The 16,718-nt window shown below is 73.6% G+C and carries 8 protein-coding genes and 8 pseudogenes; 7 read left to right on the forward strand and 9 right to left on the reverse strand.

Annotation, left to right across the window (positions count from 1 at the left end; genetic code table 11):
* Window positions 1–77 precede the first annotated feature (77 nt).
* The 3 genes and pseudogenes from UK94_RS20315 to UK94_RS76315 form a co-directional block, all read right to left on the reverse strand.
* A complete protein-coding gene (locus tag UK94_RS20315; protein ID WP_011605826.1) occupies window positions 78–854 on the reverse strand; it encodes a glucose 1-dehydrogenase in 777 nt (258 codons plus the stop codon).
* 23 nt (window positions 855–877) lie between these two features.
* Entirely contained in the window at window positions 878–1,837 is a 960-nt protein-coding gene (locus tag UK94_RS20320) for an enoyl-CoA hydratase-related protein (protein ID WP_011605827.1), read from the reverse strand.
* Window positions 1,838–2,755: 918 nt separating this feature from the next.
* A pseudogene (locus UK94_RS76315) lies at window positions 2,756–3,437 on the reverse strand (TetR/AcrR family transcriptional regulator); the annotation flags it as partial.
* Between UK94_RS76315 and UK94_RS20335 the strand changes: the two are divergent.
* The 3 genes and pseudogenes from UK94_RS20335 to UK94_RS20345 form a co-directional block, all read left to right on the forward strand.
* Window positions 3,333–4,094 carry an SDR family oxidoreductase gene (locus UK94_RS20335; protein ID WP_055751099.1) on the forward strand — a complete coding sequence of 254 codons (762 nt, stop codon included), beginning with the start codon at window positions 3,333–3,335 and terminating at the stop codon, window positions 4,092–4,094. The pseudogene UK94_RS76315 and the gene UK94_RS20335 overlap by 105 nt on opposite strands.
* Before the next feature lie 1,985 nt (window positions 4,095–6,079).
* Window positions 6,080–6,617 (forward strand): annotated as a pseudogene (locus UK94_RS20340) (CGNR zinc finger domain-containing protein); the annotation flags it as partial.
* Window positions 6,618–6,900: 283 nt separating this feature from the next.
* Window positions 6,901–7,217, forward strand: a pseudogene (locus tag UK94_RS20345) (cupin domain-containing protein); the annotation flags it as partial.
* A gap of 45 nt (window positions 7,218–7,262) precedes the next feature.
* Here the strand turns inward: UK94_RS20345 and UK94_RS59560 are convergent.
* A partial coding sequence (locus tag UK94_RS59560; protein WP_235488853.1) for a toll/interleukin-1 receptor domain-containing protein occupies window positions 7,263–7,566 on the reverse strand: 304 nt, incomplete at its 5' end.
* Window position 7,567: 1 nt separating this feature from the next.
* A pseudogene (locus UK94_RS59565) lies at window positions 7,568–7,772 on the reverse strand (toll/interleukin-1 receptor domain-containing protein); the annotation flags it as partial.
* 269 nt (window positions 7,773–8,041) lie between these two features.
* Here UK94_RS59565 and UK94_RS59570 point away from each other — a divergent pair.
* Both UK94_RS59570 and UK94_RS59575 read left to right on the forward strand, forming a co-directional pair.
* A pseudogene (locus tag UK94_RS59570) lies at window positions 8,042–8,515 on the forward strand (hypothetical protein); the annotation flags it as partial.
* A 1-nt stretch (window position 8,516) separates the two neighbouring features.
* Window positions 8,517–8,980 (forward strand): annotated as a pseudogene (locus UK94_RS59575) (hypothetical protein); the annotation flags it as partial.
* 181 nt (window positions 8,981–9,161) lie between these two features.
* On the opposite strand, the gene UK94_RS20360 reads toward UK94_RS59575, so the two are convergent.
* The coding region (locus tag UK94_RS20360) for an ABC transporter ATP-binding protein (protein ID WP_235488854.1) at window positions 9,162–10,532 on the reverse strand (1,371 nt) is incomplete at its 5' end.
* A gap of 937 nt (window positions 10,533–11,469) precedes the next feature.
* On the opposite strand from UK94_RS20360, the gene UK94_RS59580 reads away from it, so the two are divergent.
* Window positions 11,470–12,438: DUF2075 domain-containing protein (locus UK94_RS59580; protein ID WP_235488856.1), on the forward strand; the 969-nt coding region annotated here is incomplete at its 3' end.
* Between the two features lie 1,101 nt (window positions 12,439–13,539).
* Complete coding sequence (locus UK94_RS76320) at window positions 13,540–14,103, forward strand: ATP-binding domain-containing protein (protein ID WP_313949559.1); 564 nt, start codon at window positions 13,540–13,542, stop codon at window positions 14,101–14,103.
* Between the two features lie 15 nt (window positions 14,104–14,118).
* Here the strand turns inward: UK94_RS76320 and UK94_RS59590 are convergent.
* The 3 genes and pseudogenes from UK94_RS59590 to UK94_RS59600 all read right to left on the reverse strand — a co-directional run.
* The coding region (locus UK94_RS59590; RefSeq protein ID WP_313949556.1) for a carbonic anhydrase at window positions 14,119–15,552 on the reverse strand (1,434 nt) is incomplete at its 5' end.
* Between the two features lies 1 nt (window position 15,553).
* Window positions 15,554–16,458: pseudogene (locus UK94_RS59595) on the reverse strand (solute carrier family 23 protein); the annotation flags it as partial.
* A gap of 1 nt (window position 16,459) precedes the next feature.
* Window positions 16,460–16,718: pseudogene (locus tag UK94_RS59600) on the reverse strand (SulP family inorganic anion transporter); the annotation flags it as partial.

Below are 16,718 nucleotides of genomic sequence, written 5' to 3' on the forward strand. Positions count from 1 at the left end.
CGCCGCAGTGACTCGGCGGCGGCGCCGCAACTCGGTGGCGCCGCAGCAACAACGCGGCGGCGCCGCCCGACGTTCGGTCAGGCGACGTGCCAGCCGGTGTCGGCGGCGATCTTGGCGGCGTTGACGAGCACGGCGGCGTCCGAGCACAGCCAGACGACGACCTCGGCGATCTCCTCGGGGCGGCTGAGCCGGCGGATCGGCTGGGCCTGCTCCATCGACCGCAGCTGCTCCGGCGTCAGGTACTGGCGGGCCCGCTCGACGATCCCGGTGTCCACGTTGCCGGGCGCCACGGCGTTGACCCGGATGTTGCGCCGGGCGTACTGCAGGGCGGCGGCCGTGGTCAGGCCCACCACGCCGTGCTTGCTGGCCGTGTACCCGATGTCGGCGACGTTGCCCTTGTAGGTGGACTCCGACGCCACGTTGACGATGGCCCCGCCGCCGCGCTCCAGCATCCGCGGGATCTCGTACTTCAGGCACAGGAACACGCTGGTCAGGTTGGTGCGCAGGATCCGCTCCCAGAGCTGTTCCGGGTAGCTGACGACCGGATCCTGGGACTCGACGATGCCGGCGTTGTTGTGGGCGTAGTCCAGACCCCCGTAGGTGGCGACCGTGCGGTCGACCATGTCCCGCACGGCCTCCGGCTCACCGACGTCGGCGTGGACGAACGTCGCCTGCCCGCCCGCGGCGCGGATCAGCTCGACCGTCTCCGCCCCCGTGTCCGGGTTGATGTCGGCGACGACCACCGCCGCGCCGCACTCGGCGAACCGCCGGGCCGAGGCCCGTCCCATCCCGTAGCCGCCGCCGGTGACCAGTGCGACCTTCCCGGACATGTCGATGTGCACCGTGGCCGTCATGCAGGGGTCTCCTTCATCGCTGGTCAGGACCGTCCCACGGCGCTGGACGGGTCGAAGTCCAGCTCGGGCAGGCAGGCACCGGTGATCGCGGCCGGGTCGAGATCGTCGGCGAGCGGGGGGAACGACGCGGGACGCTTCGCCAGGAAGCTGTCGATGCCCTCGCGGAAGTCCGGGCCGACCGCGGCGGCGGCCATCGCCCGGTAGGTGCGGCCGAGCGACGCGTCGAGCTCGCCGGTGCTGTCGGTGCGCAACTGGTGGCGGATCAGCGCCAGCGACACCGGCGAGCAGTTCGCCGCGATGTCCGCGGCATAGGCGCGCGCGGCGGGCAGGAGCTCCGCGGGGTCGACGACCCGGCTGACGACGCCGAGCTCGCGGGCCTCGTCGGCGTCGAACACCCGCGACGACAGCAGCAGGTCCGCCGCCCGCTCCTGCCCGATGAGGCGGGGCAGCAGCCAGGTGATGCCGAACTCGCCCGCCAGCCCCCGGCGGGCGAAGGCGGTGGTGAAGCGGGCACCGCGGGCGGCGAACCGCACGTCACACAGCAGGGCCTGGACCAGGCCCATGCCGGCGCAGGCCCCGTTGACGGCGGCGATCATCGGCTTGCGCACCGACCAGGCCCGCACCGGCGAGCGGCGGCCGGTGGTGTCCATCGGCTTGCCCGCGATCTGGCCGAGCCGGCCGGTGTCGACCCCGGGGCAGAACGTGGTGCCCGCGCCGGTGACGATCAGTACGCGGATCGCCGGGTCACGATCGGCCTGCGCGAGGACGTCGAAGTACCGGTTCTCCATCTCGGGGTTCCAGCCGTTGCGCCGCTCCGGTCGGTTCAGCGTCACCACGCCGACGCCGTCGCCGCCCACGTCGAGCAGCACCGGCCCCTCGCCCACCACCGACCGGTCCGCCCCCGCCTCGCCCGCGGGCGCCCCGCCCGCAGCCGTTCTGTCCGCGGCCGCGTTGTCCGCGGGCGTCGTCGATTCCGTCGTCACCGCCGCCTCCCACCTGTAGCTCTCGCGCGAGGGCCAGCATTTCCCCTCGACGGGCACAGTGTCGAGCGATGCGGCAAATTCACTAGATGCTTTAGCGATCGAGCCGTTGGCTGGGCTCTCCCAGGCCACCCCCGCGGGCTCCGCGACGCCGGTCGGCGGCGATTCCTCGCCGGCCGGTGGGCCCCGAGACGCCGCCTACGATTGCCCGATGACCAGCTATCCGTCGCAGGGGCATCCGACCGGGCCGCCCGCGCTGGTGGGCGAGGCGCACGCGTGCGCCGAGTGCGGTCTCGTCTTCTCGACGCTCACCGTGGAGGAGGTCCTGGCGCAGCTCGCGACGCTGCCGGCGCAGGTGACGCAGGCCGTCACCGCCGCCGGGCCCGACCTGCTGCGGGAGCGTCCGGCGCCCGGCACGTGGTCCGTGCTGGAGTACGCCTGCCACCTTCGGGACGTCCTCGCGACCTCCACCATCCGGCTGTACCGGGCCCGCACCGAGACCCGGCCCGTCGTCGAGCCGATGCTCAACGACCTGCGGGCCCGCCGGTTCCGCTACAACGAGCTCGACCCGGCCGCGATCCTGGCCGAGCTCGCCGCCAACGCNCACGGGCTGCGCGACGAGGCCGACCAGGTCGGGCCGCGGGACTGGGAACGGACGGTGGCACGCCTACCCGGCGAGGAGCGCACCGCCCGCTGGCTGCTCCGCAACGCGCTGCACGAGGGCGTCCACCACCTGGCCGACATCCGGCGAGGGTCAGGAGCGGCGTAGCGCGTCGATGGCGACGTCGAGGGCCGCTTCCAGATGGGTGGTGCCGCCGGTGGACAGCAGCATGAGAACGCCGCCCTGGATGCCGGCGATCAGCGCCGCGGCGTGGGGCTCGGCGTCCAGCAGCGGGGAGATCTCGCCGGCTCGCTGCATCNCACGGATGCCGGTGACGATCTCCGCCTGCCACCGGTTCATCAGCTCCCTGACGACCGCCTGCGCGCCGGGGGTGCTGCGGCCGAGCTGCGAGACCAGGACACTCAGCGGGCAGTGCCGCCCCTGCTCCCGGTAACGGGCGACGACCTTGTCCCGCCACGCGAGCCACGCCGACCAGGAGGTGAGGTCGCCGAGCTGGGGTTGCTGGTCGGCGAGGACCCGGTCGGCCTCGAAGCGGGCCACGGCCAGCAGCAGCTCCTCCTTGCCGGTCGGGAAGTAGTGGAACAGCTGGCTCTTGCTGGTACCGGTGCGGGCGCGGACGTCGTCCAGCGTGGTGACGCTGACCCCACGCTCGCGGATCTCGGCTGCGGCCCCCTCGATGATCCGTTGCCGGGTCGCACTGCCCTTCGACGTCAGCCTGCTCGGCACGTCCGCCCCTCCCGCCGCACAAATCTGGACTTGCGGGTCCAATTTATCCCGGGCAGATTGGGCCGCGCACCAGCAGATTGGGCCGCGCACCAGCGGACGCCCCACGACCCCCCAGCGGTCATGCAGACCATCGCCGGAAGGAACCCCCGAATGTCGACGACCACCCCACTGGCCGGACGCAGCGCCCTCGTCACCGGTTCGACCGACGGCATCGGCGCGGCGATCGCGGCCGAGCTCGCCGCGGCCGGTGCCCACGTCGTGGTCAGCGGTCGTGACGCCGGGCGCGGCGCCGAGGTCACCCGGGTGATCGGCGCGGCGGGCGGGCGGGCCACGTTCGTCCCCGCCGACCTCGCCGCCGGTGCGCCCGCCGTGCAGGCGCTCGCCGACGCCGCCCGCGCCGCCGTCGGTGGCGTGCCGGACATCCTCGTCAACAACGCGGCGATGCTCATCACGCCGAAGCCCACCGCGGAGGTGGGCGAGGCGGTCATCACCGCCGCGCTCGCCGTCAACGTCACGGCGACGTTCCTGCTCACCGGCGCCATCGCACCCGCCATGGCGGCCCGCGGCAGCGGAGCCGTCATCAACATCGGCTCCATCAACGGCCTGGTCGGGATGGACGGGTCGGCCCTCTACAGCGCGACGAAGGCGGCCGTGCACTCGCTGACGAAGTCGTGGGCGGCCGAGTACGGCCCGGCGGGCGTGCGGGTGAACACCGTCGCCCCCGGCCCCACGCTGACCCGCCGCATCGAGCAGTACGCCGACCGCATCGCGCCCCTGGTCGCGCGGGCCCCCTCGCGGCGGCCCAGCAGGCCGGCGGAGATCGGTCGCGTGGTGGTGTTCCTCGCCGGCGACGACGCCGCCAACATCCACGGGGCGACGCTGAGCGTCGACGGCGGCTGGTCAGCCGTCTGACGATGCGCACCGCCGGGGCCCCCGGCCGGCTGTGCCCCGGGAGGAGAAGGAGGAAGCCTCCGCGGCGAAGAGGAGCCACGGAGGCTTCGTGATGCCGCGCCTCCCGGGCGGAAGCACGCCGCGGGCCGCGGCGGACTGTCGGGAAGGACGGAGAACGCAAAGGCGGCGTCGGGCCCGCCGGGGGCCTTCTCGGACGGAGCGGACCGCGCAGGCCGCACGGAACGCTCAGGCCACGCGGACCACTCAGGCGGAGCGGAACGATCCTGCGTCGGCGTGCTCGCGCGACGAACCTCCGCGCCGCTGCGACGGGACGGCGACGGAAGTCCGAACGTCCTCGTCGCGGGTGAGGATCGCCACCATCTCCTNCCGGGTGGACGGCGAGAGCTGGGGGTCGGAAAGCAGCATCGCCACTTCGCGACGCTGGGCCCGCGCAGCGCGGTGCGAGGTGAGCGACGTACGCAGGGAGGAAACAACGGAATTCTGGGTGCGCATGGAAACTCCTTGACGTTATTACCCCGGGAGAGTGGGCCACTGTCACCCTCCGGCTTCCATTGTGCGCCCGCAGCGCGACTTTCGACAGGGCTGTCGACGTGATCTGGACTGCAGTCGGCACTTCCGGCCGGCCAATATGACCCGGCCCACAGTAATGGCGCTCACAATCGCCCGCGAGCCGTAACACCGGTCACACCCATTAAGGCAGGGACAATGTGTCCCCGTCGCGCGGGTCACAATTCCCGCCTCAGCCGGGCCGGTCGGCACGGCACCGACTGGCTATTCACCTCGTAGCCCAGGTCACATTCGCCCACACCGGAACAACCTTGCGGACGGCAATCGCGTCGGGCCTTCCTGACCACCAGCCGCCGGCCGGACGCCCGGCAGCCGCCGACGCGCCAGGACCAGCGCCAGGACCAGNGCTGTGGCACCAGGTCGGCGCCGCGAGGATCCGGCGCGGTCGTGGTGCCCCCGGCCACGCCGAAGGCCCGTCAGCGGTGAGCCGGACAATGCACCAGCTCGCGAGAACCCAGGTCGTGCACCCGGCCCGGAAGGCGCCCCCACCGATATGTCTCCGTGACCCGGGCGCGCGTCCACCTGTGATCTGTGGCGTGTGGAGCACCAGGTCGGCCGGCGCCCGCCCTGGTTGCGTCGGCAATGACAGGAGGTGGCGACGCTCGACCTGAGGCCAACCTGCTCAGCCCGTCAACAACCTCCTGTAGCTGCTGGCCGCATTGTGGCCGGGACCGCCGCGGATCGCTTTTCGGATCCGTGTGCGTTCGGTGGGNCACGGGAAGGTTCCAGNCCGACCTCCGACCCTGATGATCATCGTGTTCGGTGGGGCTGCGCCGCGCCGTTGCACGCGAACCCGGAGTGGTGACCGATCCTGACAGCCGTGATCAGGACGCGTCCCCATGTGCACGCCTCGACGGGCGGGATCAGATCGCCCACAANCCGACTGTTCACAATCGGATACACGACCTGATTCCGGGACGGTGAAAGGCGACCGCACCAGGGATGTCCGGGATGGACGAGGGCGAGCGCGTCGACAGGCCGACGCCAGGTCCCGCGCGGGCCGGCCGCATCGACGGCACCGGTTCGTCCGCCTCCCCCGCACCGGTCCAGCGCCGCGGGCGATGCGGGCGCGACGCGCCACCGAGGAGGATCGCCAGGAGATCAACCGGTGACGCCCGCCGTGACGATCAGCCCGCCCCTCCATAGACTCTCGTGCTAACGTGCCTCTGCATGAGTCTTCGTCAACCCATCATGGGGTGACGGAAGGGTGGGTAACACTGCGGCNATCTCCGCTCAGAGCGTTACTCAGCAAGATCATCAATGCTCGCGAGAAGTGTCGTCAACCAGGAAGATCGTCGTCACCCGCGAAGATCGTCGTGGCCGCGAAGATCGTCGTCACCCACGGAGATCGTCGATACCCGAGGAGGTCGTCCGATGNGCGCGTCCGGCACGATGACCGAGTTCGACCGGGGGGCGGNCAGTCTCTGTCTCGACTTCGTCGCGACCGTGCGCGACTGGCCGGGGCGCCGCATCGAGCTGCTCGCCACTCCGGCGGAGCTGACCGGCTGGTTCGAGGAGCAGGGCCTGCCGGCCGCCGCCGGCGGCCTCACCGAGCCGGACCTGCTCGCCGCCCGTGACCTGCGGGGGGCGGTGAACGAGACCACCCGCGGTCTGATCGCCAGCCGGCCGCCCACCCCCGAGGACATCCGGCTGATCAACAAGGCGGCCCGGCGTCCGACGCCGATGTTCCTGCTCGGCCCGGGCGGCCGGACGCGGACCCCGGTCCCGGAACCCGACGCGGGCGCCGCCCTCTCCGTCATCGCCCGCGACGCGATCAACCTGCTGGCCGGCCCGGATCTCGGTCGCGTTCGGGCCTGCGACAGCGACGGCTGCGCGACGCTGTTCCTCGATCGTTCCCCCTCCGGGCGACGGCGCTGGTGTTCGATGCGCCGCTGCGGGGGCAGGGTCGCCGCGGCGAACTACCGACGCCGGCGCGCCACACGCTCCCAGGCCTGACCGTCGCCCCCGGACCCTCGGCCCCGATCCATCGGCCCCGATCCATCGACCTCGAACCGTCGACCCCGAACCGTCGACCCGAACCGTCGACCCCGATCCGACTCCCTCTCGGAGGTTCTCATGTCCACGCCGCCCGCGGACGCCTTCCACCAGCGGCTCCATCAGGTCACACCCGCCGNCCTGTCGACCAGTACCTCGCAGACCGCCGGGATGAGCCGGGTCGAGGCGTTGTCCGGGAAGACCGTCGGATCCGTCGACCTGTGGATGGGGCAGACCCACGTCNCCGCGGCGACCGCCTCCGCGAACCATCATCACGGCCGCTCCGAGACGGGCATCTACGTCGTCTCGGGCCACCCGAGCTTCGTCTTCCTGGAGCACGAGGAGGAGATCCGGCTCGACACGAACCCGGGCGACTACATCTACGTGCCGCCGTGGGTGCCGCACCGGGAGGAGAACCCGGATCCCGACGAGGAGGCCGTCGTCGTCATCGCCCGGACCACCCAGGAGGCGATCGTCGTGAACCTCCCGGACCTGCGGTGGGTCGGGCCCGTCGCCACCGGCAACGTCGGCCCCGCCCGCCGGAAGTGGCACACCTACTGACCGCATAACCGCCTAACCGCCTAACCGCCTAACCGCGGCTCAGCGTCAGGTGTCCGACGCTCGCGGCGGACCGGCGGGGGGCGTGGTGCCGGGGAAGGGCGGCTCGACCCCGGGCTTGTCCCGGCCGCGGTGGATCGCCGCGATCTGCGCGAGCAGGCGCGTGCGCGCCTCGTCGGCGGACAGGCCGAACAGGTCGAACGACACCACGCCGCCGAGCAGGCCGGGCCGGGGGCAGTCCTCCACCCGGACCGGGACCAGCCTGCGGGCGAAACCGGTGGGGTCCGCCTGGTACGCCCCCTCCCACTCGGCCTGTCCGTAGACCGAGCGCAGGTAGGCGCGCGACAGCACCNCCAGGGTGCGGGCGCCGGCGCGAATGCCCTCGTCCATCCGGCTCATCCAGTGGCTGCCGGGAACGAAGTCCCAGGCCTGCACCAGCACCGTGTACCCCGCGACCTCGAGGTGCCAGGCGATCCACTCCGCCCAGCCCCGGTCGGCGGCGGTGTAGGAGACGAAGAAGTCCCATCGCGCCACGGACCCGGTCGACTCCGCATCCATACCGGACGGCCGCTCGCCGCCGCGTCCAGGCGCATTCACCGCGCAATCTTGCCACGATTTGTCACCAGGTCCCAGGGCGCGCCGGTCGCCGTCGTCGCCCACCACGCCGCGCCGGGTCGACGGGCGCTGCGGTTGCGGTTTTCCGGCCAGTATGACGTGTCGACGACGATTGGGGGTCAGTTGGGCCAATAGCCTGCGCCGAGACGGTCCACGTCGCTGTGCTGTGACAATGGCGGCCCGCCCGGGCCGTCCGGACGGGGGCGGGCGACATGACGGTGACACGGTTGCGAGATGCGGTCCGGACCGCGACGGCCGGGGGGTGGCGGCGGGTCTGCCTGCTCCTGGCGGGACTGCTCGCGCTCGTGGTCACGCAGCCGGGTACGGCGCGGGCCGCGGACACCGCCGGGTTCGCCGGCGTCGCCGGTCGGGGCAACGGTGTCGCCGTGCCGTTCGAGGGGTTCACCGACCGGCGCGGCGGCCCCGCCCCGATCGGCGGAGCGGTCGGCGTCGACCTGGTGCTCGGCTCGACGGCCCGGCCGTACCTGCCCTGCCAGCACTACGACCCGCGGACCCGGACCGGGGACACGTTCGTCAACGCCTGCCAGGAGCGGGGCAGCTACGCCACCTACACCCGGTTCCCGGCCGGGCGCGGGCTGGTCTTCCCGACCGGCTACTTCGTGGGCAACGCCCAGCCCGACCTGGTCCGCGGGGGCAGCCTGCCGACCGGCTGGGGGGCGCGCACGNCGGGGCTGTCGTTCGAGTTCTACCCGGAGCAGCGCCGCGACGGCGACTACGTCCACTCCCGGTTCTACCTCGACCGTTTCACCCACCGAGCCAACGGCTGGGCCTACTCCGCGGACGTCGGGCGGATCGCGCTGACCACGCTCGCCGACCCGGGCACCGCCCGCCTCGGCGGCCGGATGACCGTCGGCGGTCGCGCGCCCGCCCCCGGCCGGGCGAAGGTCGTCATCTTCGGCGGGGCGGCCCGCTCGTCGACGGGCTACCCGATCTCCTCGTTCGCCGTCCACACCGGCAGCGGGGCGCCCACGTGGAGCTCCAGCCCGCTCTACGCGGGAGATCAGCGGATCACCGTCACCGACACCGCGACCCGGCGCAGTTGCGTCCTGGACCGCCACGGCGTCCGCGGGCCGAACAACGTGGTCGACTTCGACCTGGCCGCCCCGGGGTTCGGCCACCCGGACAGCATCNGCACGTCCTGACCGCCGCCGCGTCGGCACCTCCTGACCGCCGCCGCCTGCCAGGGGCGGGTCACCAGGTGACCGGCAGCGACCGCATCGGTCATGCTGATCGCCCCCCACCGAGCCTCACCACCAGCAGAACTACCCTTCGTGCTGGGGGTAGAACCGTCCGCGCCCGTCGGGGTGGGGCTCACCGGGGGGCGTCGAGGACGTCTCCGCGGTCGGTTCCGGCCGGCTCGGCGTCAGCGGGGTCGGTGTCGACGTACTGGCTGGCCTGGAGGGTGAACAGTTCGCGGTAGATGCCGGGGCGGGACATCAGCTCGGCGTGGTTGCCCTGGTCCGCGACGAGGCCGCCGTCGAGGACGTAGATGCGGTCGGCGGTGCGGACGCTGGCGAGTCGGTGGGTGATGAGCAGGACGGTGCGGTCCCGGCCCAGCTCGCGGATGAGGGTGAACAGGGTCTGTTCGGCGCGGGCGTCGAGGGCGGCGGACGGCTCGTCGGCGATGAGGACCGGGGCGTCCCGGTAGACCGCCCGGGCGCAGGCGATCCGCTGCCACTGGCCACCGGAGAGGTCGTGCCCGGAGTTGTACTGGCGGGCCAGCGACGTGTCGTAGCCGTGGGGCAGCTTCTCGATGACCTCGGCGGCCTCGGTCGCGCGGGCCGCGGGGATGACGCTGTCCGGGCCGTCGGCGAGGAGCCGGCTGATCCGGCCGACGGCGATGTTGAGCCGGGCCGACATCGGCCACTGGGTGTAGTCCTGGGGGATCACGGAGATGTTCTCGCGGACGCTGTCCGGGTCGACGCCGGCGAGGTCGACGCCGTCCCAGCTGACGGTGCCGGTGTCCGGTTCGTACAGGCCGGCGAGGATCTTCGCCAGCGTCGACTTGCCGCTGCCGTTCACCCCGACGAAGGCGACGACCTCGCCCCGGCGCAGCTCCACGGTGACGCCACGCAGGGCGGGGGTGTCGGTGCGCGGGTAGGTGTAGACGACGTTCTCGGCCCGCACGACCACGGGCCGCGCCGGCGCCACCTGCTCCCGGGGCGCGGGCACCAGCCCACCGGCCTGCGCGATCCAGGCGCGGTACTCCCCGAAATAGAGGAAGTTCTCGTACGCGGTGTTGAGGGTGGTCAACGCCTGGGCGAGAGCGCTGCGGCCGGTGCGGATCGCGAGCACCGCGGTGCCGCCGGCGGCCAGCGGCATCACCCCCGCGTTGAGCAACAGGATCAGGGTCCCGTAGACGACGCCGAGGGCGAGCCCGGACACCGCCTCCCCGGTCAGCCGGTACCGCGCCTGGCCCCGGCCGACGCGGACCTGCTCGGCCTCCTGCTCGCGGGCGAGGATCGTGTACTCGTCGAGCAGGAAACGGCCGAGGCCGAACGAGCGGATCTCCGCGGCGCACTCCCGGGCGGTCATGTGGTAGCGGAGCATGTACTGGCGGCGGACCTGGCGCAGCCGGCCCAGCCAGGAGGCGTGGGCGAGCCGGGCCGAGCGCAGCGACGCCCAGCCGTCGGGCAGGATCGACAGGACCAGCAGGGGCAGCAGCACCGGATGCAGCACGCCNAGCACACCCCCCGCGGCGGCGATGCGCACGGCGGAGGTCAGCATCTCGATGGCGTTGTCGACGAGTTGGCGTCCGCTGGCGGCACCGCGCTCGGCCGCGTCGAGGTCGTCGACGAAGCGCGGGTCGTCGAAGGCCATGATCGACGTGCGGGTGGCGAGGTCGAGCAGCCGCACCAGGCAGACCCGGTCCACCCGGGGGCCCAGGCGCACCCGCACCAGGTTGGTCGCCGCCGCCAGGCCGCTGCGCAGCACCTCGGCGGCGACGACGAGGACGAGGGCGGGCAGTGCCTCGCGCAGCCGCTGCGGGGTGGGGCCGTCGCGCAGCACCGCGGTCAGCGCGCCGGCGACGGCGAGCAGGCCCGCCGCCTCGACGACTCCGGCGAACACCCGCAGCACGACCATGACGACGAGGCCGGCCCGGTNGGCCTCCCAGGCCAGGGACCAGGCAAGCCGCAGCAGCCCGGGAAGCCGACGGGCCAACGTACGCACGCCGGTCTCCGCCATCGTCCGGTCGTGGCGCGACCATGGCCGGACGCGGTCGTCGTCCTCCTTGCCGTAGGTGAGCACCGGATCGTGTTCGGCGGCGGGCGGTGCCGACGGTGNCTTCCGCTGGGCGGGAACCGGGCCGTTCTCGGAAGTGCGTTCCACACCCGCGAGGGTCGCCCTTCCCGCCCCCGCTCACCCCCGCTTTGGAGGGGATCTGCGTGTCTCCGAGTGGATCGGCGTGTCCTCGCGTGGATCGGCGACAGGTACGCCGGGCCGCCGTCGGCAGGCGAGGCCGATACCCCGAACGGGCGACAACGCCGGACATTTCGCCGGAGCCGGGATAATGCAACGATGAGCGGACCGGACGAGTGGGTGTTGAATGCCTACGAGCAACGTTCGGCGCCGTCTCGGCAGCGCACGGCCACCGTGCCGGTGAAGGGATGGGGCCGGTTTGTCAACAGATGACATTACCTCCGAGCAGGCGTACGTCTCCGCTCTCTACGATCGGCTCGACGGGCTTCGCCGGCGCACCACGTCCCGGCTGCGGACGGTTCTCCGGCACTCCGAGAGCCTGCCCCGGGCCCGGTTCGAGCGGGACGCGGCCAGCGCCGACTGCGCGGCCACGCTGGCCCGGATCACCGCCGCGGAGAACGGCCTGTGCTTCGGCCGGCTGGACTTCGACGGCGGCGAGCGGCGCTACGTCGGCCGGATGGGCATCTTCGACGAGGACGCGGACTACGAGCCCCTGCTGATCGACTGGCGCACCCCGGCCGCGCGGCCGTTCTACGTGGCGACCGGAGCCGCGCGGCTCGGCGTCCGGCGCCGCCGGCACATCACGACGCGCCGCCGCGAGGTGACCGGCCTCGACGACGACGTCTTCGAGCTGGCCGTCCGGGAGCCGAGTGCCACCGAACTGGTCGGCGAGCCGGCGCTGTTCGCCACCCTCAACGCCGCGCGCACCGGCCGGATGAGTGACATCGTCGAGACGATCCAGGCCGAGCAGGACCGGATCATCCGCTCGGACCACCGCGGGATCCTCGTCGTCCAGGGCGGGCCGGGCACCGGCAAGACCGCGGTCGCGCTGCACCGCGCCGCCTACCTGCTCTACACCCACCGCGACCGGCTCGCCCGCAGCGGCGTGCTGGTCGTCGGGCCGCACCCGACGTTCCTGCGCTACATCGAGAACGTGCTGCCGTCGCTGGGTGAGACCAGCGTGGTCAGCGCGACGGTGGAGGCGCTCTACCCGGGGGCGCGGGCGCAGCGGCCGGAGGAGCCGGCGCTGGCCGAGCTCAAGGGCCGGGCGGTGCTGGCCGACGTCCTCGCCGCGGCCGTGCGCGACCGGCAGCGGCTGCCCGGCGGGCAGACGCTGGAGATCCACACCGAGGAGCGCCTGCTGCTGCTCGAACGCAGCACCTGTGTGNGGGCCCGCGCGCTCGCCCGGGAGTCCGGCGAACTGCACAACCAGGCCCGGACCCTCTTCGTACGCGCCGTGATCGAGGCGCTGGCCCGCCAGGTCGCCGACGGGTACGCCGCCGAGACGATCACCGCCCAGGTGCTGGAGGCGGACCCCGAGGCGCTCGACCTGCTGGCCCCCGCCGGCTTCGGCGGCACCAGCCTGCTCGACGACGACGACCTGGCCCAGCTGCGCCGGGAGCTGCGCGCCGATCCGGCCGTGCGGGCGGCGCTGGACGAGCTGTGGCCGGTGCTCAGCCCCGAGCAGCTCGTCGCCGAGCTGTACGCGGACCCCGGCACGCTGGCGTCCGCGGCGCCGGAGCTGACCGCCGCCGAGCGCCGCCTGCTGCACCGGCCGCTCGCCGAGGACGGCACCGACCCGGACGACGCCTGGCTGCGCGCCCTGCGCGACGCCACCGCCGGCGCCGCGGCGTCACCCGGCCCCGGCGACGACGGCGGGGTCGGGACCAGCGAGGGCGGTGACCAGGACGGGTCGGCCGACGGAGACGGTGACGGCGACGGCGACGGCGATGCAGCCCGCACCGGTGGGGGGCCGCGACCGGCCGGCGGCTGGACCGCGGCGGACATCCCACTGCTCGACGAGGCGGCGGAGCTGCTCGGCGAGGACGACCGCGCGGCCCGCGCCGCGGCGCTGCGCGACCGGCTCGCCCGGGTGGCCTACGCCCAGGGCGTCCTCGACATCATCTCCCGCGACGTCGAGGACGACCCGGAGATCATGATGGCGACCGACCTGATCGACGCGGCCCGTCTCGCCGACCGGCACGAGGACGCCGACCTGCGGACCATCGCCGAGCGCGCGCTGGCCGACCGGACGTGGACCTTCGGCCACGTCGTCGTCGACGAGGCGCAGGAGCTCTCGGAGATGGCCTGGCGGATGGTGATGCGCCGCTGCCCGACCCGGTCGATGACGATCGTCGGCGACATCGCCCAGACAGGCGACCCCGCCGGCACGACGTCGTGGGAAAGGGTCCTCGCCCCCTACACGGCGTCGGGCCCACGGCCGCGGCAGGAGTCCCTCACGGTGAACTACCGGACTCCCGCGGAGATCATGGCGGTGGCCGCCGACGTGCTCGCGACGCTGCGGCCGCCGCAGCAGCCGCCGCGGTCGGTGCGCGCGCTCGGCCTCGACCCCTGGCGGCTGCGGGTGACCGAGGACGAGCTCGGCCCGGTGCTCGCCCGGACGGTCCTGGCCGAGCTGGAGCGGCTGAGCGCCGGTCAGCTTGCCGTGCTGGTGCCGGCGGGGCGGCTCGCCGAGCTGACCGCCGCGGTGCGGGCGGCCGTGCCGGCCACCGAGACCGGCGGCGGCGCCCGGCTGTCCGCGCCGGTCGTCGTGCTCGGGATCCGGGAGGCCAAGGGGCTGGAGTTCGACACGGTGCTCGTCGTCGACCCGGACCGGGTCCTCGCCGAATCCCCGCGCGGCGCGCACGACCTGTACGTCGCGCTGAGCCGGGCGACGCGGTCCCTCGGCGTCCTGCACACCGGCGAGGTGCCGGCGATGCTCGACCGCCTGTCGCCGGCGGGGCCGCCGGCGGACGCGCCGCCGGCGGCCCCGCGGTCGACGGCAGGGCGCGCGTCCACGTCCCCGACGGCGTCCCGGGCCGCGGGGACGTAGGCGCTCGGGCGCCGGCTAGCCCGCCGGAGGCAGCCGACGACCGCGGCGGCCTCCCGACGTGGGCGGTGCCGCCGACCGGGCCGAGCCCGCGTCGGTGCCCGCGAGCGCCGGCGTCCCGCGCGCCGGCGTGTCCCAGCGCCGGCCCGGCCCCTGCTCGCTGGGGGCCTTCGTCAGCGCGTCCGCCGGGTCGACGAACCGACCGGTCTCCTCGTCGAGGATCGAGATCTGCGCGCGCCCGATGTCGAAGTACATGCCGACGAGCTCCAGCGCGCCGTCCTCGAGAGCACGGCGCACGGTCGGATGCTCCCGCAGGTTGTCGAGCTGCTGGGCGACGTTGGCCCGGCCGAGACGCTCCACCGGCGGGAGGTCCTCCGTCCCCGGCGGGGGCGTGCGGGTCAGCGACGCGTCGGCGTGGGACAGCCAGCCGGCGAGCGCCGACTCCGGCTGGCCGGGCGGCGTGCCCTTGAGCAGCGCGTTCATCGCTCCGCAGCCGGAGTGGCCACAGACGACGATCGCGGGCACCCGCAGCACCTCGACGGCGTAGTCGAGCGCGGCGGTGACCGACAGGTCGCTCGGCGGCACGACGATGCCGGGCAGCGGGCCGGTACCGGGGGCGATCCCGACCCCGGCGGCCATCCCGACGCCCGAGGCCATGCCGAGGCCGATCCCGCCGGAGCTCGACGAACCGGAGCTCGACGAACCGGGGGCCGTCCCGCGTGAGCCCGTCCCGGCGGGACCGCCGTCCGACGCGTGGAGCCGGTCGAGATCGGCGGTGGCGCGCGCCGGGTGGCGCGGGCTCTGCCGCGGAACGATGTTGCCGATGTTGCGGACGGTGAACAGGTCGCCCGGCCCGCTGCTGGTGATGATGTTCGGGACGATCCGCGAGTCGGCGCAGGTCAGGAACAGCGCGGAGGGCTGCTGTCCGGCGGCGAGACCGTCGAACGTGCCCCGCAGCAGCGGCGCCGCCCGGCGGTGGAACTCGTTGACGCCGACGAGCATGGTGCCGACGTAGTCGGCCTGGCCGACCGCCGGGGGCGCGCCGTCGGCCGTCCCGGCCTGCCGATCGTCGTCCTGATCGAACTCCTGCCACTGCGACCAGGGGGCGAACCAGCGTGGCAGGTGCGGCGTCACCGATCGGCGCCGTTCGGTGTGGTCGGACCGGCGGAACCAGACCTGGCCGATCTCGTCGACGCTGACCACCCCGCCGGAGGCCTCGTGGTTGGCGCACCAGCCGCGCAGATGCTCGTAGGCGGCGTGGTCGAGGTAGTCGACGATGAGCTCGATCGAGACGGGCGCACCGACCGGGATCCGGCCGAGGACTCGGGCCAGGCGCGGCAGCGACAGGAAGCTCAGCGTCCCCTCGACCTCCACCTGCCAGAGTCCGTCGCTGTGCACCAGGCGGACGCTGGACCACAGGACCCGACGCAGGACCAGGCCGAGCGCGGTGACNAGCCCGAGTGCCACACCCTGCAGCAGGTCCAGGGAGACGACACCGACCAGCGTCACGACGTAGACGGGCAGCTCGCCGTGGCGGCGGACGTGGCGCAGGTGGGCCACGTCGACCAGCCGCACCCCGACGACGACGAGCAGGCCGGCCAGGGCCGCCAGCGGGATCCACTCCACGGCGAACCCGAGGAAGAGGGCGAACGCCAGCACCCAGACGCCGTGCAGGATCGCCGAGGCGCGGGTGCGCGCACCGGAGACGACGTTGGTCGAGCTGCGGACGATGACGCCGGTGATCGGCAGACCGCCGATGAGGCCGGACAGGAGGTTCGCCGAGCCCTGGCCCAGCAGCTCCCGGTCGAGGTCGGCCCGCGGGCCCCGCCAGCCCTTCGAGGTCGCGAGCTGGTCGACGGCGACGGCGGACAGCAGCGACTCCACGCTGGCGACGATCGCCACGGTGAAGATCCCCAGCGCGATGCCGGACCAGTCGCCGTGGGGCAGCTCGGGCAGGGCAATCGAGTCGAACAGGGAGGCGGGCAGGTCGACGCGCGGCACGTCGAAACCGACGGCCGCGGCGAACGCGGTGCCCGCGACGACGGCGACGAGGTAGGCCGGAATCCGGCGAACGGCGCCCGGGACGGCCTGCGGCAGCCGCGGCCAGAGCAGGATCGTCGCGATCGTGACCAGGCCGACGACGGTCGCCGGACCGTGCGGGCTCGTGATCGCCTCGGGTATCGCCCGGATGTTGTCCAGGGCGTGGCTGTCGGCCTTCCCGCCGAGCACGACGTGGATCTGACCGAGGACGATGGTCAGGCCGATGCCGCCGAGCATGCCGTGGACGATGGCGGGCGAGACGGCGAGGGAGGCGCGGGCGACGCGGCACAGTCCGAGCAGGATCTGCAGCAGGCCGGCNCCCACCGTGATCATGCAGGTGACCCGCCACCCGTAGGTGTTGACGAGATCGGCGACGATCACGGTCAGGCCCGCGGCGGGGCCACTGACCTGCAACGGGGCGCCGCCGAGGGCTCCCGCGACGATGCCGCCGACCACCGCGGCGAGCAGGCCGGCCGCGACCGGAGCTCCGGAGGCGACGGCGATGCCCAGCGACAGCGGCAGGGCGACGACGAAGACGACGAGGGAGGCCTGCAGGTCGGGACGCCATCCCTCACGGC

Source organism: Frankia sp. AvcI1, assembly GCF_001420875.1.
GTDB lineage: Bacteria > Actinomycetota > Actinomycetes > Frankiales > Frankiaceae > Frankia > Frankia alni.

Coding starts and splice junctions, on each gene's coding strand:
- UK94_RS20335 (WP_055751099.1), top strand. CDS start 3,333: ATGTCGACGACCACCCCACTGGCCGGACGCAGCGCCCTCGTCACCGGT.
- UK94_RS76320 (WP_313949559.1), top strand. CDS start 13,540: ATGGCGGTGGCCGCCGACGTGCTCGCGACGCTGCGGCCGCCGCAGCAG.
- UK94_RS20315 (WP_011605826.1), bottom strand. CDS start 854: ATGACGGCCACGGTGCACATCGACATGTCCGGGAAGGTCGCACTGGTC.